Below are 25471 nucleotides of genomic sequence, written 5' to 3'. Positions count from 1 at the left end.
CCTTCTTCCAATGTAAAATTGCTTATGTCTTCGATGTATCTCTTAACACAGAGTTTATTTCGCTTATATCTGTGTGATTTTCTAAAAATTGATTTTCTTTCTTCCTAAGTTTCATCATCCATCCATTCATAACTGTTTCTGCATCTGCTTTATCGTTCACAATCCCTTGAACAGCTTGAAAAACAGGTGAATGTTGTTTATTAACATGTAGTTCACATTCTTTTTGGAGACGATTTTTCCCTAGTACATATGTTATAAACGGCTTCCAATGCGCTAAATGAAAATGATCACATGTTTTTTGCAACAGTGCAGACTCAATCATTACTACACTCTCCATTATGTCACCCACCGTTTTATGCGCTTTTTGATATAACATTATTTTGTGTTCATTAATTTCTTTAATTCCTTCAGCAAGCGCACGAATTAAAACAATATCACGATTCATAGACAATAAGTAATAATATAACCCGCTATAGTAATCACCAGCAAGCACTGTTAACTGGCGACGCTTATGCGATTCATTCGCTTCTTCCCCTGCTTTATTTGATACTCTTTCATGTGTATCAAGCGCAATTTGCACAAGCATAATCGTCACTACATAATGCTCAATTTGTTCTATATGTAAATTTGCACCTTTTAAAGCACCATATAACAATGCGATTTTCTCTTCGTCAATAAATGGTTCTTCAATATAGTTTATAAAATAAGGATGGCGTAATTTCACCATCAATTTCTCTCTTATACCCGCATACCCTCCGTAGATGTCACACACAAAAATCACCCTTGTTTTCTAATTCATAAAACTTATTATAACACATACACTCTATTTTCTATAACCAAAACTTGGCTACTCTTTCCAAACTTCTACCGAACTACATAACATCTTCTATTCTTTTAAGTAATCTTTCTATTCTCACTCTGCCTCGCTAAAACTATATCATTTATTTACAAAAAAAAAAAAGAAAAGCAGTTTCCCACTTTTCTTTACTTCGTTTTAATAAAAGATAAAATTTCACTACGTGCTGCAGCATCATTTTCTAGCACACCACGTACTGCTGTTGTTACTGTTTTTGCACCTGGCTTTTTCACACCGCGCATCGTCATACACATATGTTCCGCTTCTACTACTACCATTACACCATGCGGCTCTAGTACTTCCATAATAGAGTTCGCTACCGTTGATGTAATACGTTCTTGCAGTTGTGGACGACGTGCAATTGTATCTACAGTACGAGCTAATTTACTTAACCCTGTCACTTTTCCGCCTTGCGGAATATATGCAACGTGAGCAACTCCATAGAATGGAACTAAATGATGCTCACACATCGAATAAAACGGTATATCTTTTACTAGTACAAGCTCCTCATGATCTTCTCCGAACACTTTGTGTAAATGTTCTTTCGGATCTTCATGCATACCTGAGAACACTTCTGCGTACATTTTTGCAACACGCTTTGGTGTATCAAGTACTCCCTCTCGATTAGGATCATCTCCAATTGCCTCTAAAATAAGGCGTACTGCATGTTCAATTTGTTCTAAATTAACTTTTGCCATCCGCTAGCCCTCCCGAAAACCTAAAAGTGATACGAACACATTCTAGCATATTTATGTTTTTAAAAGCAAAAAGAAGAGTTTCCAAAAAGGAAACTCTTCTTCCCTGTTAATATGTAAGGATTATTTAACCGCATCTTTTAACGCTTTACCAGGTTTGAATGCAGGTACTTTACTTGCAGCGATTTCAATCTCCTCACCTGTTTGTGGGTTACGACCTTTACGAGCCGCACGCTCACGAACTTCGAAGTTACCGAATCCGATCAGTTGTACTTTATCACCTTGTTTTAAAGCTTCTAAGATAGAATCAAAAACAGCGTCTACTGCTTTTGTTGCGTCCTTTTTAGAAAGGGAACTTGCTTCTGCAACAGCATTGATTAAATCTGTCTTGTTCATGCCATTCACCTCCTCCCAAAGATAAGACTGTATAATGATCATAAAATGAGTCTTACTTTCATTTGTAGGCAATTTTTGCAAATTCTATACTACAAAGATGTAGATAAATCATTATCAACGCCTATATTATACGATTCTCCTTTATAATTCAATATTTTTAAGGAAATTGTTACTCTTAAAATGTGAAAATCTGATGAAACTTGACAATTTACAACAATATATTAGATAATAGCTGTTTATTTTCCTATTCTATATGCGAAAATTAAAAAATCCCTCTACGATGAGAGGGATTTTTTCTTATAATATAATCGCAATTAATCCGCCAGATCCTTCATTAATAATTCTTTCTAGCGTTTCTTTTAATTTATATCTCGCATTTTCTGGCATTAAAGATAGTTTCGCTTGAATGCCTTCCCGAACAATAGAACTCAGTGAACGTCCAAATATATCAGAATTCCAAATTGATAATGGATCATCTTCAAAATCTTGCATTAAGTAACGAACTAGTTCTTCACTTTGTTTTTCCGTACCAATGATTGGCTCAAACGTAGACTCCACATCTACTTTAATCATATGAATAGATGGAGCTACAGCTTTTAATTTCACACCAAATCTTGAACCGTGACGAATAATTTCTGGTTCATCTAAACTCATGTCAGCTAACGCAGGCGCCGCTACACCATATCCTGTTTGTTTGACCATACGCAGAGCATCCGCCACTTGATCGTATTCTATTTTCGCATGAGATAAATCGAGCATAAGCTTCAATAAATGATCTTTCCCTCGAATTTCTACTCCTACTACTTCTTTTAAAATTTGATCATATAATTCATCTGGTGCATATAAATCAATCTCTGCTACGCCTTGCCCCATATCAATGCCAGCTAGGCTCGCTCGATCAATAAATTCATACTGACTAAACTGCCATACGACACGGTCTACATCACGAAGACGTTTTATATCCTTCACAGTCTCTTGAACGGCTTCTTGATAACTTTGGCGTAACCAATGCCCTTCATTTAGCACCATTACCCAGCTCGGAAGGTTCACATTCACTTCTAAAACAGGGAACTCGAATAACGCCTCTCGAAGTACATTGTATACATCTGTTTCTCTTAAACTTTCAACACTCATCGCAATGACTGGGATATCATATTCTTCAGATAAGCTTTGGCGCAATTGCTCTGTATCTGGATGATACGGCTGTACAGTGTTAATGATCATAATGAAAGGTTTTCCGACTTCTTTTAGCTCATTTACGACGCGTTCTTCTGCCTCTATATAATCTCTTCTTGGAATTTCACCAATCGTTCCATCTGTTGTAATTACAACACCAATTGTTGAATGTTCTTGAATTACTTTACGTGTTCCGATTTCTGCAGCTTCATGGAATGGAATAGGTTCTTCATACCAAGGAGTATTAATCATGCGCGGGCCATTCTCATCTTCATAACCTTTTGCTCCTGGAACAGTATATCCGACGCAATCTACTAATCGAATATTCACTTCAAGACCTTCATCTACTTCGATAGAAACCGCTTGGTTTGGAACAAATTTCGGTTCCGTCGTCATAATTGTACGGCCAGCAGCACTTTGAGGTAGTTCATCCTGCGCTCTTTGACGGTCAGACTCATTTTCAATATTAGGAATAACTACAAGTTCCATAAATTTTTTAATGAATGTTGATTTCCCTGTTCGAACAGCTCCTACAACTCCAAAATAAATATCACCGCCTGTGCGTTCCGCAATATCTTTAAAAATATCTACCTTTTCCAAGTGATTCCCTCCCTCAATATTTTTGGGAATAATTCCACGTTTATAGTCAACTAATACCTTCTCTAACGTTGCCTATAATATCTGATATAATATAATGGTATTCTAGAAGTTCGGACAATATATCATATAATTTTGTCCAATTTCATATGACTATTAAAAAAATACCTTTTGTTTGCATCGCAAGTTGTGTAACATAAAAAACCTTTCTTCTAGAACTTATTCACTAAAAGAAAGGTTCATGACTTATGATTTTAAAAAAATTGGTTCTCCACTCTTTACCGTATACGGTAAAGAATACGCAGGTACAAACGGAGAATCTTTCGAAAGTATATTTCGAATATCTTCCCCCTCCTTAAATTGCCCTTCATTTTTTTTCAACGCTTCATATAAGTCGATTCTATAATCAACATAAATTTCTCCCTTCTCATTAATTACAAAAGGAAGGCCTTTACCAGAATATGGACTTGTCACTTGCGGTACATCTTTATATCCAAGTTTTTTGAAATCTAATTCATACACACCATCTGAAATTACCTTTTTAAAAGGTGGATATTGATGTTCATCTCGATACATCCTCAGCTTTAATGATAATTGCTGAATTTGTTCAGCCATCCTCACATCAATTAATTTTACTGTTGGGTTTGTTTCAACGTCTATTAATACGTATTGATATACTCCCCCGCTTTCATAGGCATTCCCTGGTGCTTCTTGTATGTAACGCGGAGAAATCTTTTGAAAATCGATTGGGTATTTTTGATAAATAGGCGTATTCATATCCCGCGTCTTAATTGGCAATATCCCGTCATTTTGCTCCTTAAATGTCGCAACAGCTTTTTGAACGACCTGCAACTGATCTTCATAAGGAACAGCATTTTGTTTCATATTTTCTTTTGGATACAGACACCCTGTTAAAATGCTCATACAACAAAATATTAAAATAATATGGACTTTTTTCACTAGTAATCACCTTTTCATACTAATATAACTCGCTCCGTACCATGCCCTTTACTGCTGTACAGGACCACTAAATACAACAAGAAAAATAACAATTCCTGACACAATCATGAGGGTGTACGCTACCAATGCTGTAATCCCTTTCAAAACTTTATTCTTTATTTTATATCTGCTTAGTAAAATAAAACTTACTGCAAAAAACATAAATCCAATTGCCCCTAAAGCAAACCACATTTTTATAAGCCCTTCCGACATATACACACCCCTTTTTATTAATCTATTTTTATACTATTTTAACAAATTAAAATCTTTAAACAAATACAAAAAAGAACATTTTACTACAAATCGAGAATATGTAGTTTTAATCAATAGGTTTTTCAGCATTTTCCACCAGTCTAGATAAAAATAAAACCGAAGCGAGCATATCTCTCGCTTCGGTTGACCAAATATGCCCAAAACAGCTCTATTCCCATACTTTCATGGCTATCATATGCAATTTACAAACTCTTTGTTTCTCATATTTTATTTTTTAAACATTTTGCTTAACGAGCCAAAATCTGTCGGCATATTATTGTTAATAATCGCTTTTACAATTTGATCCTCTTGTTCTTTCGGCACTTCACGTCCTGCCATAAGAGCCACCTGATGAATCAATTGACGAAGTACAGTCTCATCACGTAAATTCGCATTTTGTACCGATGATGCTAATTTAAAAATATCTTCTTTATTCACTTTCGCTTCTTTTTCAATGTTATTAAAAATGTTGTTATCCATTCTTTTCACCCTCTCCTCAAGTTACTCTTCATCCTATGCAAAAATAAAAAAATGGTGAAAAGACCCAAAAAATAAAAAGCGACAGAAGTACAAATGTACTTCTGTCGCTTTTCTTTAAAGTAAGTCAGGTATAGCTTCCACTTCGTGTTTTCGAACACGCCCCATTAATGAGCCTACTGCATCTTTTACATTATTCCCATTGAATAGCACATCATATAAAGCAGCTGTAATCGGCATTTCTACTTCCATTTTTTCTGCCAATTCATGAGCAGCTTTCGTTGTTCTTACACCTTCGACAACCATACCCATACTTTCTAACACTTCTTCTAAAGAGTGTCCTTTTCCAAGCATATTTCCAGCACGCCAATTTCGGCTATGAACACTTGTACAAGTTACAATTAAGTCACCCATACCAGTTAGTCCAGCAAACGTTAACGGATTTCCACCCATTTTTCTTCCTAAACGAGCAATCTCCGTTAAACCACGCGTCATTAATGCCGCTTTCGCATTATCACCTAATCCAAGACCATCAGTTATCCCAGCAGCTAATGCGATAATATTTTTTAACGCACCACCAAGTTCAACTCCAACGATATCTGGATTTGTGTATACACGGAAGTAACTATTCATAAACAAATCTTGTACTTCCTCAGCCGCTTCCATACGCTTTGCTGCAGACGTAACAGTTGTCGCTTGACGCAACCCTACTTCTTCAGCATGACTCGGTCCAGACAGTACAACAACATCTTTAATCAAGTCCTCTGGAATTTCTTCCTCAATCACTTCCGAAATACGTTTTGACGTACCAGGTTCAATTCCTTTACTTGCATGAATCCAAGTAGTCGGGCCCGCTACATATTTCTTCATATCTTGCAGTACTTCTCTATACGCTTTCGTTGGTACTACAAGAAGTACTACATTTACATCTACTAATGCTTCTTCTAAAGAAGAGTAGGCTACGATTGTGCTTGGCAATGTAATTCCTGGGAGATATCGACTATTCTCATGTTTTGTATTAATCTCATCCATAAGTTCAGAACGATTTCCCCAAATACGTACATCATGCCCATTGTCAGCTAATACCATCGCTAACGCTGTTCCCCAGCTACCTGCTCCAACTACTGTGATTTTTGTCATAAAATCACATCCTCTCCATTAGTCTCTTGCTCTAGCGATAATGTGAATCGGTGTTCCTACAAAGCCGAATGATTCACGTAAACGATTCTTTAAGAAGCGCTCATATGAGAAGTGCAATAGTTCTGGATCGTTTACAAACACAACAAATGTTGGTGGTTTTACCGCAACTTGTGTTGCATAGAAAATCTTCAGACGACTACCATTATGCGTTGGCGTTGGATTCATCGCTACCGCATCCATAATTACATCATTTAATACATTCGTTTGAATACGGATACTATGGCTTTCATTTACCTCATCGATAACCGGTATTAACGTTTGTGTACGTTTTCTCGTTTTTGCAGATAAGAATACAATCGGTGCATACTCTAAAAATTGGAAATGAGCACGGATGTTTTCTTCAAATGCTTTCATTGTTTTCTCATCTTTTTTCACTGCGTCCCATTTGTTTACAACGATCACGACAGCTCGTCCTGAATCATGAGCGTATCCAGCGATTTTTTTATCTTGTTCAATAATTCCTTCTTCACCGTCTAAAACGACTAAAACAACGTCAGAACGTTCAATCGCTCTTAGTGCACGAAGTACACTATACTTTTCTGTACTTTCATACACTTTCCCTTTTTTACGCATACCAGCTGTATCGATAATTACATAATCTTTTCCATCTTTACTATATGGTGTATCGACAGCATCACGAGTTGTTCCTGCTACATTACTAACAATTACACGCTCTTGACCAAGAAGAGCATTTACAAGTGATGATTTCCCTACGTTTGGACGTCCAATTAAAGAGAAACGAATTGTATCTTCATCATATCCGTCTTCTTCAATCTTTGGAAAATGCTGTGCAGCTTCGTCTAATAAGTCACCTAATCCTAATCCGTGTGTACCTGAAATTGGGAATGGCTCACCAAATCCTAATGCATAGAAATCATAAATGTCACTGCGCATTTCCGGATTGTCCACTTTATTTACTGCAAGTACAACCGGTTTATTTGAACGATATAATATTTTCGCAACTTCTTCATCAGCTGCTGTTACACCGTCACGACCATTTGTCATAAAAATGATAACATCCGCTTCATCAATTGCCACTTCAGCTTGTTGACGAATTTGTGTCAAAAATGGCTCGTCTCCAATATCAATTCCACCTGTATCAATAATGTTAAATTCATGATTTAACCATTCTCCAGCGCTATAAATACGATCGCGCGTTACACCTGGAATATCTTCTACAATTGAAACTCTCTCTCCAACAATTCTATTGAAAATAGTAGATTTCCCTACGTTCGGGCGGCCTACTATTGCTATTACTGGTTTCGGCATATACTTTCATCCTTTCAACTTGCTTCTGTTTATTATGTAAAAAACCCTTCTTTGTGCAAGAAGGGATTTGCATTCCAGAATATTTCTCAGCGTATCAAAACACCTCACATTATAACACACGTTGCTAATGTTTCACAATAATATATACATTCTCTTGTAAGCGATGCGCAATGCCATCTAGAATTGCCTCTAAATTATTTGCAACAAATTCTAACTCCTCTGTCGATTCACAAGTAAACAGAGGGGCACCACCAGCAAATTTCTCCGGAGTCGTTGTAATAACTGCAAGAATTACACTTTCTAACATCATCTCTTATCTCCCCTTCCTTTCGGGGCTTCCGATGACATATGAACAGCACTTTCTAACGTCGGCACGTTCCCTATGACACCTATTGCTTTCTCCACATCTTGATCTTGTGGTAAGACAAAGATTCCAACCCTGCCATCCTCTAAATCACGCTTTGCTAGCGGCGCAAGTGCCGGCGTACCAGAATCTCTATAAATCCCTAAAGCAACAGAAACATCATGTAAAATAGCTTGTCGTTGTCCTAAGTTAGAGATTGTCACCATCGCATCAATTGATTTCGGTCTTAAAATAAAACCCATTCCATACTTCATAATTTCCTCTTGTCTTGCTGGCAATCCAATATTCATAATGTAAATATTATCAATATATAGCCCCGCTCCTTCAAAACGAAGTGGAACATGCTCGATATCAACAAGATCATGCAACCTCTTACCAGACATTAATGTTTTCGCGATAAAAAATGCGATGATAGCCATAACGACTCCAGCAATCCATGAACGGAACCCTATATAAGCAAACGTCGTTACAAACGACGTTAACATCGCCAAATAGTTGCGACTTTCAAAAACTAATGCAATTCCTTCAATATATGTATTCCCACGTGGTACAAGCTCATAACCATCTAATTGTTGAAGTGTATTTCTTTCCATATTACGCACATCACGAAACTGTGTTGCTGCTAGCGTAAGAAACGTAATGGCAGAAAAATCTTTTTTCAATATAGACGGAATCGCAATCGCTCCTAAAGCCGCCGCAATTAACCCCATCGCAATATGAATAATTTTCCCGTGGAGCCTCGTCGGATATTGCCGGGTATCTGTCCGAAGCATGAGCACTCTCGTTACTGTCCCTGCTATTACGCCGCATAAAATGGCCGGTGTATATTCAATCATGTATTACCCTCGCCTTTCTTTTACGTGTTTTCCTCTTAAACTGTTCCATGTGTACGGAGACTTTCGCAATCCAAAATAAAATTGCCATGAATAATGTAGAAACAGCAACGATATCAAAAAACGCTAAACTACCGTAATCGTAAGGAAAATGCAGTTTCCGAAAAATAATTGTCACAAACAATTCTCCCTGTAACATTCCTATATAAAGAGAACATAGTCGTAATATGCGATCCTCATGTAATAAAACGGATGCATATACAAGAGCACTACTTAACAAAAATAACCTGTCCACCACAATCCAAATTGGATCATATACTTCTAACAAATGAAAACTTGTATATAACATTGCAATAATAAGTGCCGAAAGTAAGCTATATAATTTTTTCCAAATAGAATAGAGCGTGAGTCCTATAAAAGCTATACCAGAAAGTAAAAGTGCATTTACTGATACCGTAAATGCAGCAATCGTTACATGTAACGGAGAACAAATAATAAAAATCAATATACAGGCGCTTATCTTCCACCGAATAGAGTCCTTTTTCATAAAAAATGTTACGACAATCCACCCTATCCAAGCTACAAAATAAAAAGTACTCCCTTCCATCATTTCACCTCCTATGTTTTCCATTATGGGAACTTTTTATGAAAGTTAATCCACTTTCTTCGCGCATAGTTTTTTCATATAACAGCAACACTTTTAATAAGGAGGTGCTATTCATTATGGGTAAAGATCGTCAAGAACGAAAACTAAGAGAATCTCGCCGCGTTGAATCTGATCGTGACCAATCACTACAATATCCGGGTGCAACTGGACTTGATACACCTGAGCAAGCTCGAAAACAGAATCAGCACTAATGAATACAAAAAGACGGTTTCGATATTGTACGAAACCGTCTTTTACATATTTCTTCATAATTTCTATTCATATTGAAATAACATTTCACATACAAATCTTTCTAAACTTTATTTTTATCCATACCTATTTTTCTTAGAAAAATTAAACCTTCTGCAATAATTCAATGGCACATTATCTACATTTCTCAGTCGCAAATTTTACAAGATACTGTTTATATATAGGAATTATTTCATTTTTCTAGAATATCAATTCCATCCCTCGCTTTATATTACTAAAATGAATAGAAAACAAAAAAATCAACCAAACGGTCGATTTTTTATCTTCTACTATAATGCGTCGTATCAATGCCACGCTGCGTTAACCAATGATACGTTTCGCCCTTTACAACAAGAGGAACAGACTGTAACTCTTCTATCGTCTTCGCGCCAAGAGCTGTCATAATAAATTTCAAGTCTGCATGTAATAGATCAATTTCATCCACTAACTTCTCGATGCCATCTTGCATTAAAATGCGTAAAAAGTATCCAGCAAAAGCAGTTGTATTCGCCCCTAATGCGATTGCTTTCGCTACGTCAAGCGCTGTTTGTATACCCCCAGATGCAATAAAAGAGAGGTTATTATTTGTAGAGGTTGCTTCAATAATCGAGGTAGCTGTTTGTATGCCCCAGTTATTAAAATAAGAAAGCATTCGCTGTCTTCTTTCATTTTCAACAGCAGCAAAATTCGTACCACCTTGTCCGCCAATATCAATTGCCGTTACACCTACGCTCGCTAACTGTTGCATTGTTTCCTTACTCATCCCAAATCCAACTTCTTTTACAATGACAGGAACTTTACTATTTAAAACAATTTTCTCAATACGCTGAAGTACACCAGTAAAGTCACGGTCTCCTTCTGGCATCGTTAACTCTTGTATGACATTTAAATGAATTTGCAATGCATTTGCTTCAACCATATCAACAGCACGCTCTGCCTGTTCAACAGTTGCCTCACTACCTAAATTAGCAAAGAAAATACCATTTGGATTTACCTTTCTAATAATCTTATAAGAAGCAGCCTCACTTTCATCTTTTAACGCTGCCATTTGCGATCCTACAGCCATAGCAAGGTTATGACGTTTCGCTACATATGCTAATTGCTCATTAATATGTAACGTTTTCTCTCCTCCACCACCAGTCATCGCATTGATAAAAATCGGCGAACTTAGTGAAAGTTCGCCGATTTTTGTTTCACATGTTATTGTGTCATAATTTGAATTTGGCAAGCTTTGATGCACAAAATCAATATCATGAAAGCCATGCGTACGAGACTGACCAGTAGAAAGAGCGTATTCAATATGATCTAATTTACGTTTTGCCCTTACCACTTGTACCCCTCTTTATTTTTTTAATTTTTTCAGTTGTTCACCAATAATGTCACTTAATTGGAAAGTAGCAGAATCAGCATTCGGTTCATACTGACTATAATCTTCAGTTACATTATTTTCCTCAAGCGCTTCTTTTATACTTAAAGAAATACGTTTCTCTGCTACATGCACTTCAAGCACTTTCACTTTTACTTCTTGTCCCATTTCCAATACTTCATTTGGATTTTTCACGTGACGATTTGCAATTTGAGATACATGCACAAGACCTTCAACGCCCGGTAAAATTTCAACGAATGCACCGAATGTAACAAGACGTTTTACTACTCCTTCACGAATATCTCCAGCTTTTACTTCGCCACCAACATTTTCCCAAGGTCCCGGTTGAGCTGCTTTAATTGATAAAGAAATACGTTGTGTGTCAGCATCAACAGATAATACCTTTACTTTTACCTTTTGACCTTGCTCTAATACTTCAGAAGGTTGCTCTACACGTTCGTGTGAAATTTGTGAAATATGAACTAAACCGTCCACACCGCCAACATTTACGAAAGCACCAAAATCCGTTAGTCGTTGTACTGTCCCTTCAACAACGTCGCCTTCTTTTAATGAAGAAATTGCTTCTTTCTTCTTAGAATCTAGTTCTAATTCTACTACCGCTTTATGCGAAAGGATTACACGATTTTTTTCACGGTCCAATTCAACAATTTTCACGGCTAATGTTTTGCCTTTATAGTCAGTAAAATCTTCTACATAATGTACTTCTACAAGTGAAGCTGGTATAAAGCCACGAACACCAAGGTCCACAACTAATCCACCATTCACGATATCTTTTACGGTAACATCAAATACGTGACCAGAAGTAAATTTCTCTTGTAATTCTACCCATGCTTTTTCTGCATCAACAGCACGTTTAGATAATACAAGATCATCCTCTTCTAACTTAATAACCTTTAATTCTAGTGTTTGATCTAATTCTACAACATCGCTTGCTTTTTCAATATGAACGTTAGCTAATTCACTAATTGGAATTACGCCATCTGTTTTGTATCCAACATTTACAAGCACTTGTTTCTCTTCAACTTTCGTTACAGTACCTGTAACAACGTCACCAACTTGTAATTCTTTTGAATCCATAACTTCTTCATTCATTTTCTCTACCATGGAAATACCTCCCTACAGAATTGACAAAGCATTTTTTATGTATATACGAAATGAAAACAATTGTTTTCATTTGCATGTTTAAGAATTTATCATCACATACGTAAGCTTCATACATTTCACTAGAAAATATATTAAACCTATATAAATAGTATACAGCAAAATCATGTTGAAGAAAGTATGTTTTGAAATATAATAGCGAATATATTCTGACAGTTTTATTCCTCTTTAACTAACTTCTTATAAATCCAGTCATTTGTCAAGGAAAGAGACTCACAATTCACGTATCCTTTACATTTTTATATAAACAAAAAAGAAAGAGGCTACCCCCTTTCTTTATTTCGCAAACACTCCCGAAACAATACCCATAATTTTTTGGACAACTTCTTCAATTGATAAAGAAGTTGTATCTAATTCCAATGCATCATCAGCTTTTTTTAGAGGAGAAACTTCGCGCTCTGAATCTAATTTATCACGCTGAGCAATTTCTTCTTTTAATTGCTCTAAATTAGAATCGAAACCTTTATTCATATTTTCTAAATGTCTTCTTTCTGCTCTTTCTTCAACAGAAGCAAGCATAAAGATCTTCACTTCAGCATTTGGTAACACATGTGTACCAATATCACGACCATCCATTACAACGCCGCCTTTTTCCGCTAACTCTTGTTGACGGCGTACCATTTCTTCACGAACAAGGCGATGTTTCGCCACAATCGATACTCGATTCGTTACCTCAGGTGTACGAATTACTTCAGAAACATCTTGTCCATTTAAAAATACAAGTTGTGTATTTTCTCCTTGCTGAAACTCGATTTTCACATTTTTTACAACTTCCATTAACTGCTCTTCATTTTCAATATCCACTTTTTGCTCAAGGGCTGCGTATGTAATCGTACGATACATTGCGCCTGTATCAATATAAACGTAAGAAAGCTTCTTCGCTACAACTTTCGCAACTGTACTTTTTCCAGCAGCTGCTGGACCATCTATAGCAATTGAAATTCGTTTATCCATTGTAACACCTCATTTTTTCACTTATAAAACAAAACGAAAAGCAGGTATTCTCCTGCTTCTTCTCATTTGCTTCACGTCATTAAATCCTCAATTATTGTAGCATAATCCTTCATAGAAGAAAATGAAAACTACCTATTCACCTGTAAGATTTCTGCTTTGTTTTTTACCATGACACCTTCATAATAAACAATTTTAGATAAATATTTCACTGATGACTTATGTATAAATAACAATTGCACAACAGAAAGACAAATGAATTGTATTATTAATATACGAATAAGCATTCTCTCCATCTTTTTCAACGTAATGGCTCCCTCCTATACTGTATTTGCACATTTCGTTTCGTAATTTTATACATCGTACATATAGCATTTCATTTTATTGTCATTTTCGAGGCATACTTTTATACATTTCCATTGTCGAATTTACTCAAAACATGTTATGTTCTAAATGTATTTTTTTACTTGAAAGGGGTATAAGCATTGAAAAGAATCCTAGTTTTACACACAGGTGGAACAATTGCAATGGAGGAAGATAAAGAAACTGGGGTCGTACAACCAGGTGAAAAAAATCCTCTTTTAAAATTCATTCCTGATTTAGAAGGCGATGTTGATTTAATCGTTGAAGATGTGTTTCATCTACCATCTCCTCATATGACACCGAGCGAAATGTTACAATTACAAGTCATCATTGATGAAAGAGTAAAACAAGACAACATTCATGGCGTAGTCATTACGCATGGTACGGATACATTAGAAGAAACGGCCTATTTCTTAGATTTAACAGTACAAGCAACTATTCCGATCGTTGTAACAGGCGCAATGCGCTCTAGCAATGAATTAGGTGCTGATGGTCTATATAACTTCTTATCAGCTGTAAAAGTCGCTAGCAGTAGTGAAGCTGCCGAAAAAGGCGTTTTAGTCGTATTAAACGACGAAATTCATTGCGCTACAAACGTAACGAAAACACATACAAGTAATGTAGCAACATTCCAAAGTCCACAGTATGGACCAATCGGTATGGTAACAAAACGTGGTGTTGTATTCCACCATGCTTTAGTACATCACGAAACATATTCAGTAAATAAGGTTTCTAAAAATGTAGTCGTTCTAAAAGCGTACGCTGGTATGGACGATACATTGTTAGCAGCAATTGAAAATCTTCCAGTAGACGGGATTGTTATTGAAGCGCTTGGACAAGGTAATTTACCTCCAAGAACACTTCCTAGTCTAGAACGGCTAATAAATAAAGGAATTCCTGTCGTATTAGTTTCTCGCTGTTTCAATGGGATCGTTCAAGATGTATATTCATATGAAGGTGGCGGCAAACAATTAAAAGATATGGGTATTGTATTCACATACGGTTTAAACGCTCAAAAAGCACGTATTAAATTATTAGTTGCATTAGAGAATACAACTTCTCATGAAGCAATCCAAAACATGTTTATGCACGATTAAAAAAGAAGCTGTCGAAGTTTATTCCGACAGCTTCTTTTTATATTTCTCTTGTTGCAATGGTTTGCGCAATCGCATCCCCATGAAATCGACCGTTCTCAATAAATATTTCATTTGCATTATTTCCAGCAGCAATTACACCTGCAATGAAAATATTTGCAGCGTTCGTTTCCATCGTATCCTCTGCATAAATTGGACGTCCTGTCGCTTCATCAATCCGAACACCCATCTTTGTTAAGAAACTATGATCAGGATGGTAACCAGTCATCGCAAATACAAAATCATTTTGGATTGTATATGCTTCGCCATCAACTGTATACGTTAATGTATGTTCAGTAATTTCTTTCACATGAGCCCCGAAATGCATGTGAATTGTACCATTTCGAACTAACGCCTCAAACTCTGGCAAAATCCAAGGCTTTATGCTTGGTGAATACTCACTTCCGCGATATAGTACCGTTACACGCGCACCAGCTTTCACAAGCTCTAACGCGGCATCTACACTCGAGTTTTTCCCACCTATAACTACTACATCTCGATCAAAATAAGGATGTCCTTCTTTAAAATAGTGAGCTACCTTCTTCAATTCCTCACCTGGAACGTTCATATAATTTGGATTGTCATAATATCCAGTTGCTACAACAATATATTTCGCTATATACATTTCTTTACTTCCGTCACGCTTTGTCGTTTCAACCTGAAAAACTTCTCCATCTTTTTGAACTTTCTCTACTCGTTCAAAAGCATTTACACGTACAGATTTACGCTTTACTACTTCACGATAATACGCAAGCGCTTGATTTCGAACAGGCTTACGATTTTCTGTAATAAAAGCTACATCACCAATTTCTAATTTTTCACTAGAAGAGAAAAATGTTTGATGGGTTGGATAATTATAAATCGCATTTACAATGTTTCCTTTTTCAATTACTAACGGATTTATCCCTACCTTTTGCAACGAAATTGCTGCTGCTAATCCGCACGGACCGCCTCCAATTATGATAGCTGTTTCTTTCTGCATACTCGGTTCACTCCTAGTCTTCTACCAATACACTATTTATAAAAACAAGAAAAAACCTACTTACAGCAGTAGGCACCTATCTTTATTGTATTCATTTTTCATATATTTGTCATCTAAACGAAACGTACATCCGATAGACATCTGCTAAAAACTGCTGAAATTTAATACCTTGTTTCCCTAAAACATTTTCAGGATCAATCTTTCTGGCTGGATCAAGTGTTTTATGTGATACGATATCTTTTTTCGGATTCAAGCCGAAGTTTTGACATAAATACGCATGATACCACGTAAAACGTGTATATGCTTCCCAAAAATTAACATCACCGCCATAACAAAGCTCCACTCCAATGGCAGCCTTATTGGCATCATACCCATATAAGTCATTATCTGTCGGCACACCATATCGAACATGATAAGCAACTTCATTTATAGGAATAATTTCTAGTATTGTTTTGTCATCTATAAATGTATGTGCCGAAGCTTTCGGTTGTATTTCATTAAAATAATCCCGATTCCCAATCGCATTGCTACCAGGATTCCCCGTATCATGGCTTACAATAAACCTTACTTTAGAAAGAGGAATTCCCGGCCGTGAACTTCCATATCCAATATAGTTACGCTCTATAGGAAACATCGCCATTACTACCAACTCCCGCTTCAGAAGATTACCTTACTTCTTTATATATGTATTCGGTAGCAATGTCCTTATAGCATATTTCTTACGCGAAGAGAAAATCGAAAATATTTGATGTGAACACCATAAATAATAAAATACTTACAGCAACTCCATAAAAACCGTAAAACCAAACACAATCTTCTTTCGTATCTAAACCGAAAAATTTATTTACTGATTGTAATAATGTGCCGCGCTTACTTTGTTTGTTTCTTAATACTTCCACTCGTTCTACAACATCCGCTGGCATCATAAATCTTTGGTCTACTGTCATTTTCATCATTTATCTCTCCTTAAAATCATTTCCGTTTTGTTTATCTAAGGAGAGTATAGCACGTTTGTTCGCATAGAACAAGCGTTCTTTTTGTTTTTATTTTATTTTTCAGCAAATCCAGTAAGAATCGTGATTACAAAGGCGATAATTGGCCCTACTACAACCGCACCAAATATTAAAAACAGTAGCCCTTCCCCGAACACCCGAACAATACTTGTCTTTTTGGCTTTCGTCGTTCTTGCAAGTTCTCCCTCTAACCTCTTAACCTTTTCTTCTAATTGTTCTACCCGTTCCATCATTTCATTTCCCATTTACAACACCTCACTCTAATACTTCAACAAAAAAACGTGATTCCCTCGAAAGGAATCACGTTTTCTCACAATATAATATTATACCCAACCTCTGAAGCGACTTGCTTCAGCCATTTTACGAACACCGACCATATACGCTGCTAAGCGCATATTCACTTTACGAACTTGTGCTGTTTCATAAATAGAATCAAATGATCTTACCATTACTTTTTCTAAACGTTGTTCTACTTCTTCTTCAGTCCAGTAGTAACCTTGGTTATTTTGTACCCACTCAAAGTAAGATACTGTTACCCCACCAGCACTCGCTAATACGTCTGGAACAAGTAAAATTCCGCGATCTGTTAAAATTTTAGTTGCTTCTAATGTTGTTGGACCATTTGCAGCTTCAACAACGATTTTTGCTTTAATATCATTAGCATTTTCTTCTGTAATTTGGTTCTCAATTGCAGCTGGAACTAAAATGTCGCAATCAAGTTCTAACAATTCTTTGTTTGAAATTGTATTATTAAATAGTTTTGTTACTGTACCGAAGCTATCACGACGGTCTAATAAATAATCAATATCTAATCCGTTTGGATCATGTAATGCGCCGTAAGCATCTGAGATCGCAATAACTTTCGCACCTGCATCATGCATAAATTTAGCTAAGAAGCTACCAGCATTACCGAATCCTTGAACAACAACGCGTGCACCTTTAATATCAATGTCGCGTTTTTTTGCAGCTTCGCGAATACAAATTGTAACACCTTTCGCTGTTGCTGTTTCACGTCCATGTGATCCACCTAATACAAGTGGCTTACCTGTAATAAATCCTGGTGAATTAAATTCGTCAATACGGCTATACTCATCCATCATCCATGCCATAATTTGAGAGTTTGTGAATACATCTGGAGCTGGAATATCTTTCGTCGGTCCTACGATTTGGCTAATTGCTCGTACATAACCGCGGCTTAATCTTTCTAACTCACGGAATGACATTTCACGCGGGTCACAGATAATTCCACCTTTACCTCCGCCATATGGTAAATCAACAATACCACATTTTAAACTCATCCAAATTGAAAGTGCTTTCACTTCATTTTCTGTTACATTCGGATGGAAGCGAATTCCACCTTTCGTTGGACCAACAGCATCATTATGTTGTGCACGATATCCTGTAAATATTTTAACAGTCCCGTCATCCATACGAACTGGTATTTTCACTGTCATCATACGAACTGGTTCTTTTAATAATTCATATACTTCGTTTGGATAACCCAATTTTTCTAACGCTTCACTGATAACAATTTGTGTTGAATTCAATAGTTCAAAATGTTGTTCCCTTTGTTGTTGTGTTTTTGTTTGAGTTCCCTTTTCGGCTACCATAGTAAGTAAACCCCCTGTAATTTCACTTGTTTAGTAAACCTTCATTGCCTAGTATACACCGTTAAATTTGGAATGCAATAGAAAACGCTAACAAATATATACAAAGTATTTTCTTTTGCAAGCGTTTTCACTATCATTATAGTCCTTTTATTGCTTTTAGAAAAGTAAAATACTTAAATATTTAAATATTTTTTATTGTATTCATGTACAGTACTTTGAAAAAATACATTTAAGTAAAGTAAAAAACAAAACCTTAGCTATGTTACATTAGCTAAGGTTTTGTTTTTTCACAAAGTAATTGTGTATTTGTTCAATTGCTTGAGAAGCCATTAATTCTTTACCATACTCCATTAGACGATAAATAGTTGCTGTAGACGGATTACCATATTCCGCTAAAATAGCTATAAAATCTGCCTTCAGTAATTGTATTTGCTCCTCTTCTTCCATCCAAAGATAGAAACGCCCATCCCACGTATATAATTTTCCGCCAGTTACATCAAGGTTATATAAACGATTCGACAGGTTAATTACGTCATCTAGTGTAGCAAACTCATAAAGGATATGCTCGCTTTCATCTAGAGTCACTTGCATTTCAATAAACTCGTCACGGAACTCATCATCTGTATCCGCTTCTTGATGTCCTTTCGTTACAATTACGACCATTCCTTGCGCTTGTAGAGAAAATACTTCAACTGCAATCGGGCCATCCGCTTCAAATCCCAATTCTTTATTTGCTTCTTGCATCATATCACGAAATAATTGCTGTACTTTCGGTGCATTTCTCCACAAATCTTCTTTCGTTAATCCTCGTTCAGATAAATCATCAAATGTTAAGAAAATTTTTATCTTATTGTAATTTAATCGTTCCAGCCTCATCTCATACCCTCCCTACGCAACCAATGAATATAATTTTTATTATATGAAATAGAAAATAGATGGTTCTTTTCGAACAACTATTCTAACATTTTTAACCAATCATCCCATTCTTCTTTCGTGTCACCAATTAGGCTTGTTTGAATGTTCAACTGATCTCCAGCACCTATTTCTCCTATAACCCCAACAAAAAGGTTTTCACTTTTTTCTTGCAACAAATTCAAGTAGCTCGTTGCGTTCTTCAGTTCTCGTCCGTCATCAAAAGAGATTACTACATATTTAGGTCTTATTTGCTCAACAGCTAACGTAATACTATCTTCCGCTAAGCTTGCCCTAATATATATCACCTCATATCCTTTTAATCGTAAATACGTTGAGAAAACAAACCCTTTCAACATATTACTTTCTAACACAACAACTTTGTGTATAGAAGAAAACGATGATGCATTATGATATACCATCCCTAGACGCGTTTGTAAAAATGATACGACATATTGGAATTGCACCATTGTAACTTCATTATTATTTTTTAACGTTAACAATTTATTTGACACTTGAAGAACAATACTTGCGATAACTTTTTCTGTTGCATAAATACTAAAGGCCTCGTTTAACAATGCAGAAGTTGTAATTTCATCAAATTTTAACAAAGCTTGTAGTAAATCGTCCACTAAAACAACTTCTCTATCGTAATGTATTTCATTTTGAACACTATTCTGCAAACGATTCCCTTCTAATAATTGAACTGCTTGTCCAATCATCATGCCGGAAGAAACCTTGTCCATTAACCATTTCAAAATTTGAATATGCTCTTCTGTATATAATCGATGCCCCGCATGATTCCGCTTTGGGGCAATCATTTGATATCTTCTTTCCCATGCACGAAGCGTACTTGGTTGAACTCCAATTATTTTTGAAACAGCTTTTATGTTATATTTTCCGTTTAGAGTTGGCATCATTTCCCTCCGCATAACGTAATAATATGTGTTTGAGCAGGTGCTCGGAAGCGAAGTGGAATCAACGTTGTTCCATACCCATTACTAACAAAAAGAGTTATATTTGAATGCTTATATACGCCACCTTTTAAATATTTTTTAGATGGGAATAATCGAATCTGCCCTCCATGTGTATGTCCACTTAGCACAAGTGAAATTTGTTCTTTTCCAGACATTTTATTTATTATATCAGGGTTGTGGCTAATTAATATGCGAAAACCATCTTCTTTACAATCAGCCAACGCTAAATCTAAACGATCACGTTCCAAACCAACATCATCTACACCGAGCAAACAAATTTTCTCTCCTAATTCAGACTCAAATACAACTCTTGTATTATCTAAAACTTTTACATTATTTTCTAATAACAAAGCATCTAATTCATGATATTCAATTTCATAATCATTATTTCCCCATACAAAATATACAGGAGCTATCGCTCTTAGCTTTTGTATATTTGCAGAGATTTTCGATAAAGGGACACCTTTTTCCGCTAAATCACCACCAATAATTACAAGATCAACTCTTCCTTTTACTTGTTCAATTAACGAATTCGAAATGACCCTTCTATGAATATCAGATATAAAAAATACATTTACTTTTTGAAAACTTTTCGGAAATTCTTCAAATATTAAAGTATGTTCTAGCACCGTATTACGCATTGCTTCTGTATACATTACAAGAAGCATTATAATACCAATACAAACGAGAGTACTTAATAAGATAATCCATATCATATATTTTTACTCCCCTCCTCATAAAGATAATCCTCAGTTTTTATAGTAAGTATTTTACTAACTTTCTCGCTTTGTGGACTTATCTTTTATCGGAATTTTTAATTCTTGACCTACATTCACTTCATCTTTTTGTAAATCATTATACTTTTTAATCACTTCGATCCCAGTTTCATCTGAAAAATATTGCTTCGCTATACTTTCTAAAGTTTCTCCCTCTTTCACCGTATGCGTGACGACTTTCTCAGATGATGCCTCGGACTCAGATTTAGCTGAATCAAAAAAAATAACCTCAAATGCACTTTTTCCAGCGTTATTACTATCACTTTTCACCTGAATATATTTATCTGTATACCATAAGATGCTAATTGGTAGTAATATGAATAGAAATGTTAAAACTCGAACGAAAATATGATTCATTTTAAACTTTTGTTTTTTTTCTTTATTTCTATGAATTTCACTACGCGGCGGTAAACCTTCTTTTTCTTCCACTCGCTCAACTTCTAATTCCTCTTCAAAATCAGGAATTCGTCTTCTCATGTTGTTCACCACCACCTTCCATTTATTTTCTTAATTGGAGTCCCATTATAAAATCAACAAGAAAGTGTGCAAAGATTGTTATAAACAAATTTCCTGTCCATTCAAATACGTAACCAAAGACAAAACTAATGAAACAGACGAAACAAAACAAAAATGGCTTTTTTATATACCGAATATGTAACACTGCAAATACAAAACTCGCTATTACAATTCCAAAGTGTGTCTGCACTACACCTCTAAATAAAAATTCTTCTGCAAAGCCGATAATGAACGTAATAACGAGTAGATGCATAACTGACATCCCTTGAAACATCCTATCATTAATACCACCATCATCAAACCAAGACTCTGGAAATACTCGCATTGCAACATAATCTAATAACACAATACCAATCGCTAACAAGCCACCTATTATAAGTATAGACACCGGTTCCCATTTCCACAGACTATACACCGATTTTATATCTCGGAATAGTATATATGCTAGTAAACAACCGATACCGATAATAATGAACTGTGTGATATACAGATTCAGCCTTATTTCTTTCGGACTCATATCTTCAATATTATGCCTTTGAATGTTCATCATTCCCCCATCTTTTCTAGACCGAAAAGCTTTTGTAACTCTGTTTCCCAATTATAGTCGAAATCCGATTGTTGCGCTTGTCTTTTTTTATAATCTGTTTTTGTAATATGACAATAGTCGCAGCAATTCTTTAACTCGCCCTCTTTTCTGTAACCGAACTGTCGCAGCAAATATTCTCGTCTACATTCTTTCACTTGTATCCATGATTTCATGTTTTCTAGCTCACTATATTTATTACGTAACCTTATTTCTACTTCAGCTATTAATCTGTTCATAATTTCATCTGACAAGCTCTCTAATATTAGTTTTCGTTGTTGTATGATTCCAAGCTGTTCAAGATGATAGCGGATGAAACGCCAATATTGTTCATTAAATCTTGCTGCATTATAACAAATTTCTTCTACCTCTTCTATTGGTAATTCTTTCGTTTGAAACATTCTTTCCTGCAGTAAAGAAAATAAAAATTGTATTTGTGACTGGCTTGGCAATTCATCTTCAATTATTGAAATTGGTAAATCGTGATCTAACGGACTACATAGTAAAATAGCTATACTTGGTTCACCATCTCTTCCAGCTCTTCCGATTTCTTGTAAATAAGAAGCTATATTAGTCGGATAGTGAAAATGAATAATATATCTCGTGTTTGATTTATTTACTCCCATACCAAAAGCACTTGTACATATTACAAGCTGTAATTGGTCATTCATAAACTGCTGTTGAATTAACATACGCTCTTCATGTTCCATACCACCATGATAGAAAGCGACACCAGTAACGCCTTTTCCTCTTAAATATTCCGTTAAACGTTCTGTCCACGCTCTGCTTGAACAATATACAATCCCCGGCCCTTGTAAATACATCACCTGGTCCAAAAGCGCCTCTTTCTTCTCTTCTATCGTCTCTACAAATTGTACTTCCATTGCTATATTTGGACGATCAATAGAGTATACATGCTGCGTCACATTCTCTAAATTCAAACTCTCTGCTATATCTCGGAGTACATCTTTCGTCGCTGTTGCAGTTAATGCTAGCACTGTAGGAGACCCGATATTCTTAATAACTACATTTAGTTTTTTATAATCTGGTCTAAAATCATAACCCCATTGCGAAATACAATGAGCTTCATCCACAACAAATAATGAAATATGAACTTTCTTCAATTCTCTTATTAACAATTCCGACTGCAACATCTCTGGTGATACAAAAATAAATTTATAAGAAGCTAATCTTTTCATCGCTTCTCTTTTTTCCTGTAATGTCCGAAAACTATTAAATGCTATCACTCGGTTTTTCACAACATATTTTAATTGTGTAACCTGATCTTCCATCAAAGATAATAATGGTGATACAACAAGTACTGTCCCTTCTTGCATGAGCCCTGGAAGTTGATAGCACATAGACTTCCCTCTTCCGGTCGGAAGCATCGCTATAACATCTTTTCCTTCCAATAAATCTGTAATTACCCCTTTTTGACCTGGACGAAATTCAGAATATCCAAACCACCTATATAAATATTCCTCAAGTTTCATTTATACCCTCCATCCGCGCCAATACAAGACGAACTTCAAAATAAGAGATATCCTCTCCAACCGCTTGTTTCAACTCACGCAGCTTACGTGTTTGTAATGCATCAATTACTTCTGTTACTTTATCTATTTTTTCTTTTTCCATAAACATCTCGATTGAAAAATCTCTTTCTCGCAAAGCAATTTCAACAAAATGATCTTCTATCGTTGCAACCTTTAGATTTCTAATTGTCGCTATTTCTTCTAATGAGCGCCCTTGCCTCCAAAAATTATATGTTTTTTTTGTTGATAAACTAAATAATTCAGCTCTCTCATTTGGATAAGAAATAATTTCAGCTAATAACGGAAATTCATTTTCATAATCGCGAACTTCTTGTATAAGGAAATGAATTGTACCCCAAAATAAAAAGTACACCCTGAAAACATCTCGTTTCGTAATTTCTGCTAACTGCTGCAATGTACAACCGATACGTTCATATCCTGTTAATCTATATGTTACAATCGTTGCTTCTACCACATCACATTTCCTTAAAAGAGTATATATTTCTTTCCATAATCTTTTTGCCAATTCACTACGCCTATACGGCATACCTGTTAAAAAGCGTTTCACCCAAACCATTATTTCTGTATCTTGTTGAATAGGAATAAACTTCGTATTATTCTGTTGTAAATTAGATATAGTTTGAATAATTAAAGATAATCTTTTCCAAAATGTTTCACCTAATTCACCATAGTGCAAACCATGTAAATGCGCTGGAAAAGCATACCCTTCCTCCCATGTATGTAACTGCATTTTACCTTTAGGTGTTAACAAATATGTATTTTCATGTATTTCTTGAATCAAATCTGCTTGCAACAACTTTGCAACTTCACGATCATATTCAGCTCTATTTAGCGATTTATATATTCCAAACAAAAAAGAAATTCGGAACATATTTCCATCTTGTAACGTTTGCGAAGAACGTTTTCCCTTTAATAAATAATAAATAGAAGAAACGGTCCTTTCACCATTCAATTGTTTTAAACAATACAATACAGTATATTGTAGTTGCATTACCGCTTCCACCTTTCAATCTAACTTAGTTACTCATTAAACTTATCATATGGGCAATATGTACTTGTATATATTCTATTGTACCAAACGAAATAACATTTACGTATTTTGAAAATCTTATGACATAATGCAGAAATTAGTTGACACTCTAATTGATAAGGATTATCATTATAATTTTATGTTGAAAAGTTTTAAAAACCGTTTTACAATAAGGTTATAATTTTTATGGCGAGCTTTTCACATACATATTATCAGGAGGGAAAAAAGATGGCAAAATATACAATCGTTGATAAAGATACTTGTATCGCATGTGGTGCTTGTGGCGCTGCTGCACCAGACATTTATGACTATGATGATGAAGGTATTGCATTCGTAACATTAGACGATAACCAAGGTATTGTTGAAATTCCAGATGTATTACTTGAAGATATGATGGATGCATTTGAAGGTTGTCCAACTGACTCAATTAAAGTTGCTGACGAATCATTCGACGGCGATGCTTTAAAGTTCGAATAGTCTTTTATTAACTTCAAAAAATACCCCTCATTCCTTTG

At 35.6% G+C, this 25471-nt stretch carries 31 protein-coding genes; 3 read left to right on the top strand and 28 right to left on the bottom strand.

Annotated features, from left to right (window positions below; all coding sequences use genetic code 11):
* Positions 1-22: 22 nt before the first annotated feature.
* The 12 genes from PDQ40_RS00695 to PDQ40_RS00640 form a co-directional block, all read right to left on the bottom strand.
* Positions 23-772, bottom strand: a complete 750-nt coding sequence (locus PDQ40_RS00695; RefSeq protein WP_002170301.1) for a heptaprenyl diphosphate synthase component 1 — start codon at positions 770-772, stop codon at positions 23-25.
* Between the two features lie 212 nt (positions 773-984).
* A complete protein-coding gene (gene folE, locus PDQ40_RS00690) occupies positions 985-1554 on the bottom strand; it encodes a GTP cyclohydrolase I FolE (protein ID WP_001151482.1) in 570 nt (189 codons plus the stop codon).
* Positions 1555-1674: 120 nt separating this feature from the next.
* The gene (locus PDQ40_RS00685; RefSeq protein WP_001043860.1) at positions 1675-1947 is read right to left on the bottom strand and encodes an HU family DNA-binding protein; all 273 of its coding nucleotides are present in this window, start codon (positions 1945-1947) and stop codon (positions 1675-1677) included.
* 297 nt (positions 1948-2244) lie between these two features.
* Positions 2245-3723 carry a stage IV sporulation protein A gene (gene spoIVA, locus PDQ40_RS00680; RefSeq protein WP_000416519.1) on the bottom strand — a complete coding sequence of 493 codons (1479 nt, stop codon included), beginning with the start codon at positions 3721-3723 and terminating at the stop codon, positions 2245-2247.
* Between the two features lie 243 nt (positions 3724-3966).
* Positions 3967-4680, bottom strand: coding sequence for a hypothetical protein (locus PDQ40_RS00675; RefSeq protein WP_000755470.1), 714 nt, complete (start codon positions 4678-4680; stop codon positions 3967-3969).
* Between the two features lie 48 nt (positions 4681-4728).
* Complete coding sequence (locus tag PDQ40_RS00670) at positions 4729-4932, bottom strand: DUF2768 domain-containing protein (protein WP_001288998.1); 204 nt, start codon at positions 4930-4932, stop codon at positions 4729-4731.
* Positions 4933-5199: 267 nt separating this feature from the next.
* Positions 5200-5451: a stage VI sporulation protein F gene (locus PDQ40_RS00665; RefSeq protein WP_000369754.1), complete on the bottom strand. Its 252-nt coding sequence runs from the start codon at positions 5449-5451 to the stop codon at positions 5200-5202.
* A 114-nt stretch (positions 5452-5565) separates the two neighbouring features.
* A complete protein-coding gene (locus PDQ40_RS00660) occupies positions 5566-6588 on the bottom strand; it encodes an NAD(P)H-dependent glycerol-3-phosphate dehydrogenase (protein WP_000161776.1) in 1023 nt (340 codons plus the stop codon).
* 18 nt (positions 6589-6606) lie between these two features.
* Positions 6607-7917, bottom strand: coding sequence for a ribosome biogenesis GTPase Der (der, locus tag PDQ40_RS00655; protein WP_001125893.1), 1311 nt, complete (start codon positions 7915-7917; stop codon positions 6607-6609).
* Between the two features lie 124 nt (positions 7918-8041).
* Positions 8042-8227, bottom strand: coding sequence for a capping complex subunit for YIEGIA (locus PDQ40_RS00650; protein WP_000979054.1), 186 nt, complete (start codon positions 8225-8227; stop codon positions 8042-8044).
* Positions 8224-9117 carry a YIEGIA family protein gene (locus PDQ40_RS00645; RefSeq protein ID WP_000575282.1) on the bottom strand — a complete coding sequence of 298 codons (894 nt, stop codon included), beginning with the start codon at positions 9115-9117 and terminating at the stop codon, positions 8224-8226. Before PDQ40_RS00645 ends, PDQ40_RS00650 begins: the two co-directional genes overlap by 4 nt.
* Complete coding sequence (locus PDQ40_RS00640; protein ID WP_000399217.1) at positions 9110-9721, bottom strand: YphA family membrane protein; 612 nt, start codon at positions 9719-9721, stop codon at positions 9110-9112. The genes PDQ40_RS00645 and PDQ40_RS00640 overlap by 8 nt, the downstream gene beginning before the upstream one ends.
* A gap of 116 nt (positions 9722-9837) precedes the next feature.
* On the opposite strand from PDQ40_RS00640, the gene PDQ40_RS00635 reads away from it, so the two are divergent.
* A complete protein-coding gene (locus PDQ40_RS00635; RefSeq protein ID WP_000513900.1) occupies positions 9838-9972 on the top strand; it encodes a YpzI family protein in 135 nt (44 codons plus the stop codon).
* Positions 9973-10289: 317 nt separating this feature from the next.
* Here PDQ40_RS00635 and PDQ40_RS00630 read toward each other — a convergent pair whose 3' ends face one another.
* The 4 genes from PDQ40_RS00630 to PDQ40_RS00615 form a co-directional block, all read right to left on the bottom strand.
* On the bottom strand, positions 10290-11339 hold the full coding sequence (locus PDQ40_RS00630) for a type 2 isopentenyl-diphosphate Delta-isomerase (RefSeq protein WP_000251042.1): 1050 nt from the start codon (positions 11337-11339) through the stop codon (positions 10290-10292).
* 12 nt (positions 11340-11351) lie between these two features.
* Positions 11352-12500: a 30S ribosomal protein S1 gene (rpsA, locus tag PDQ40_RS00625; protein WP_000229577.1), complete on the bottom strand. Its 1149-nt coding sequence runs from the start codon at positions 12498-12500 to the stop codon at positions 11352-11354.
* Between the two features lie 333 nt (positions 12501-12833).
* A complete protein-coding gene (gene cmk / locus PDQ40_RS00620) occupies positions 12834-13511 on the bottom strand; it encodes a (d)CMP kinase (RefSeq protein WP_000361266.1) in 678 nt (225 codons plus the stop codon).
* A 128-nt stretch (positions 13512-13639) separates the two neighbouring features.
* Positions 13640-13813, bottom strand: coding sequence for a YpfB family protein (locus PDQ40_RS00615; protein WP_000738061.1), 174 nt, complete (start codon positions 13811-13813; stop codon positions 13640-13642).
* 180 nt (positions 13814-13993) lie between these two features.
* Here PDQ40_RS00615 and ansA point away from each other — a divergent pair, with 180 nt between their 5' ends.
* Entirely contained in the window at positions 13994-14968 is a 975-nt protein-coding gene (gene ansA / locus PDQ40_RS00610) for an asparaginase (RefSeq protein WP_000822020.1), read from the top strand.
* A gap of 37 nt (positions 14969-15005) precedes the next feature.
* On the opposite strand, the gene PDQ40_RS00605 is transcribed toward ansA, so the two are convergent.
* The 12 genes from PDQ40_RS00605 to PDQ40_RS00550 form a co-directional block, all read right to left on the bottom strand.
* Positions 15006-15986, bottom strand: coding sequence for a YpdA family putative bacillithiol disulfide reductase (locus tag PDQ40_RS00605; RefSeq protein WP_001168493.1), 981 nt, complete (start codon positions 15984-15986; stop codon positions 15006-15008).
* 109 nt (positions 15987-16095) lie between these two features.
* Positions 16096-16626, bottom strand: coding sequence for a peptidoglycan recognition protein family protein (locus PDQ40_RS00600; RefSeq protein ID WP_001240643.1), 531 nt, complete (start codon positions 16624-16626; stop codon positions 16096-16098).
* A 79-nt stretch (positions 16627-16705) separates the two neighbouring features.
* Positions 16706-16942 carry a DUF3961 domain-containing protein gene (locus PDQ40_RS00595; RefSeq protein WP_001983018.1) on the bottom strand — a complete coding sequence of 79 codons (237 nt, stop codon included), beginning with the start codon at positions 16940-16942 and terminating at the stop codon, positions 16706-16708.
* A gap of 92 nt (positions 16943-17034) precedes the next feature.
* Positions 17035-17244 (bottom strand): hypothetical protein, encoded by a 210-nt coding sequence (locus tag PDQ40_RS00590; RefSeq protein WP_000526181.1) that lies wholly within the window; start codon positions 17242-17244, stop codon positions 17035-17037.
* A gap of 78 nt (positions 17245-17322) precedes the next feature.
* Positions 17323-18609 (bottom strand): NAD-specific glutamate dehydrogenase, encoded by a 1287-nt coding sequence (gene gudB, locus PDQ40_RS00585; protein WP_000225176.1) that lies wholly within the window; start codon positions 18607-18609, stop codon positions 17323-17325.
* Between the two features lie 267 nt (positions 18610-18876).
* Complete coding sequence (locus PDQ40_RS00580; protein ID WP_270691167.1) at positions 18877-19485, bottom strand: genetic competence negative regulator; 609 nt, start codon at positions 19483-19485, stop codon at positions 18877-18879.
* 77 nt (positions 19486-19562) lie between these two features.
* A complete protein-coding gene (locus tag PDQ40_RS00575; protein ID WP_001142634.1) occupies positions 19563-20438 on the bottom strand; it encodes a MerR family transcriptional regulator in 876 nt (291 codons plus the stop codon).
* On the bottom strand, positions 20438-21214 hold the full coding sequence (locus PDQ40_RS00570; protein ID WP_000637818.1) for a metallophosphoesterase: 777 nt from the start codon (positions 21212-21214) through the stop codon (positions 20438-20440). The genes PDQ40_RS00575 and PDQ40_RS00570 overlap by 1 nt, the downstream gene beginning before the upstream one ends.
* A gap of 57 nt (positions 21215-21271) precedes the next feature.
* On the bottom strand, positions 21272-21751 hold the full coding sequence (locus tag PDQ40_RS00565; RefSeq protein ID WP_001254345.1) for a LysM peptidoglycan-binding domain-containing protein: 480 nt from the start codon (positions 21749-21751) through the stop codon (positions 21272-21274).
* Between the two features lie 22 nt (positions 21752-21773).
* Positions 21774-22337, bottom strand: coding sequence for a CPBP family intramembrane glutamic endopeptidase (locus tag PDQ40_RS00560; protein ID WP_001025765.1), 564 nt, complete (start codon positions 22335-22337; stop codon positions 21774-21776).
* On the bottom strand, positions 22337-23866 hold the full coding sequence (locus tag PDQ40_RS00555; RefSeq protein WP_000762996.1) for a RecQ family ATP-dependent DNA helicase: 1530 nt from the start codon (positions 23864-23866) through the stop codon (positions 22337-22339). Before PDQ40_RS00555 ends, PDQ40_RS00560 begins: the two co-directional genes overlap by 1 nt.
* Positions 23856-24917 carry a helix-turn-helix domain-containing protein gene (locus PDQ40_RS00550; RefSeq protein ID WP_001176997.1) on the bottom strand — a complete coding sequence of 354 codons (1062 nt, stop codon included), beginning with the start codon at positions 24915-24917 and terminating at the stop codon, positions 23856-23858. The genes PDQ40_RS00555 and PDQ40_RS00550 overlap by 11 nt, the downstream gene beginning before the upstream one ends.
* A 267-nt stretch (positions 24918-25184) precedes the next feature.
* Between PDQ40_RS00550 and PDQ40_RS00545 the strand changes: the two genes are divergently transcribed.
* Positions 25185-25433, top strand: a complete 249-nt coding sequence (locus PDQ40_RS00545; protein WP_001151996.1) for a ferredoxin — start codon at positions 25185-25187, stop codon at positions 25431-25433.
* The last annotated feature ends 38 nt before the right edge of the window (positions 25434-25471 follow it).

The organism is Bacillus cereus group sp. Bc061 (genome assembly GCF_027715825.1).
GTDB lineage: Bacteria > Bacillota > Bacilli > Bacillales > Bacillaceae_G > Bacillus_A > Bacillus_A paranthracis.
The sequence above is the reverse complement of the archived record's forward strand: the minus strand, read 5'-3'. Positions and strand labels throughout refer to the sequence as shown.

Coding starts and splice junctions, on each gene's coding strand:
- PDQ40_RS00595 (WP_001983018.1), bottom strand. CDS start 16,942: ATGATGAAAATGACAGTAGACCAAAGATTTATGATGCCAGCGGATGTT.
- PDQ40_RS00575 (WP_001142634.1), bottom strand. CDS start 20,438: ATGCCAACTCTAAACGGAAAATATAACATAAAAGCTGTTTCAAAAATA.
- rpsA (WP_000229577.1), bottom strand. CDS start 12,500: ATGGTAGAGAAAATGAATGAAGAAGTTATGGATTCAAAAGAATTACAA.
- PDQ40_RS00605 (WP_001168493.1), bottom strand. CDS start 15,986: ATGCAGAAAGAAACAGCTATCATAATTGGAGGCGGTCCGTGCGGATTA.
- PDQ40_RS00555 (WP_000762996.1), bottom strand. CDS start 23,866: ATGAAACTTGAGGAATATTTATATAGGTGGTTTGGATATTCTGAATTT.
- PDQ40_RS00600 (WP_001240643.1), bottom strand. CDS start 16,626: ATGGCGATGTTTCCTATAGAGCGTAACTATATTGGATATGGAAGTTCA.
- PDQ40_RS00660 (WP_000161776.1), bottom strand. CDS start 6,588: ATGACAAAAATCACAGTAGTTGGAGCAGGTAGCTGGGGAACAGCGTTA.
- cmk (WP_000361266.1), bottom strand. CDS start 13,511: ATGGATAAACGAATTTCAATTGCTATAGATGGTCCAGCAGCTGCTGGA.
- PDQ40_RS00650 (WP_000979054.1), bottom strand. CDS start 8,227: ATGATGTTAGAAAGTGTAATTCTTGCAGTTATTACAACGACTCCGGAG.
- PDQ40_RS00645 (WP_000575282.1), bottom strand. CDS start 9,117: ATGATTGAATATACACCGGCCATTTTATGCGGCGTAATAGCAGGGACA.
- PDQ40_RS00665 (WP_000369754.1), bottom strand. CDS start 5,451: ATGGATAACAACATTTTTAATAACATTGAAAAAGAAGCGAAAGTGAAT.
- PDQ40_RS00545 (WP_001151996.1), top strand. CDS start 25,185: ATGGCAAAATATACAATCGTTGATAAAGATACTTGTATCGCATGTGGT.
- PDQ40_RS00570 (WP_000637818.1), bottom strand. CDS start 21,214: ATGATATGGATTATCTTATTAAGTACTCTCGTTTGTATTGGTATTATA.
- PDQ40_RS00550 (WP_001176997.1), bottom strand. CDS start 24,917: ATGCAACTACAATATACTGTATTGTATTGTTTAAAACAATTGAATGGT.
- PDQ40_RS00580 (WP_270691167.1), bottom strand. CDS start 19,485: ATGAGGCTGGAACGATTAAATTACAATAAGATAAAAATTTTCTTAACA.
- der (WP_001125893.1), bottom strand. CDS start 7,917: ATGCCGAAACCAGTAATAGCAATAGTAGGCCGCCCGAACGTAGGGAAA.
- PDQ40_RS00640 (WP_000399217.1), bottom strand. CDS start 9,721: ATGGAAGGGAGTACTTTTTATTTTGTAGCTTGGATAGGGTGGATTGTC.
- PDQ40_RS00635 (WP_000513900.1), top strand. CDS start 9,838: ATGGGTAAAGATCGTCAAGAACGAAAACTAAGAGAATCTCGCCGCGTT.
- PDQ40_RS00590 (WP_000526181.1), bottom strand. CDS start 17,244: ATGGGAAATGAAATGATGGAACGGGTAGAACAATTAGAAGAAAAGGTT.
- PDQ40_RS00560 (WP_001025765.1), bottom strand. CDS start 22,337: ATGAACATTCAAAGGCATAATATTGAAGATATGAGTCCGAAAGAAATA.
- PDQ40_RS00685 (WP_001043860.1), bottom strand. CDS start 1,947: ATGAACAAGACAGATTTAATCAATGCTGTTGCAGAAGCAAGTTCCCTT.
- PDQ40_RS00670 (WP_001288998.1), bottom strand. CDS start 4,932: ATGTCGGAAGGGCTTATAAAAATGTGGTTTGCTTTAGGGGCAATTGGA.
- PDQ40_RS00565 (WP_001254345.1), bottom strand. CDS start 21,751: ATGAGAAGACGAATTCCTGATTTTGAAGAGGAATTAGAAGTTGAGCGA.
- folE (WP_001151482.1), bottom strand. CDS start 1,554: ATGGCAAAAGTTAATTTAGAACAAATTGAACATGCAGTACGCCTTATT.
- gudB (WP_000225176.1), bottom strand. CDS start 18,609: ATGGTAGCCGAAAAGGGAACTCAAACAAAAACACAACAACAAAGGGAA.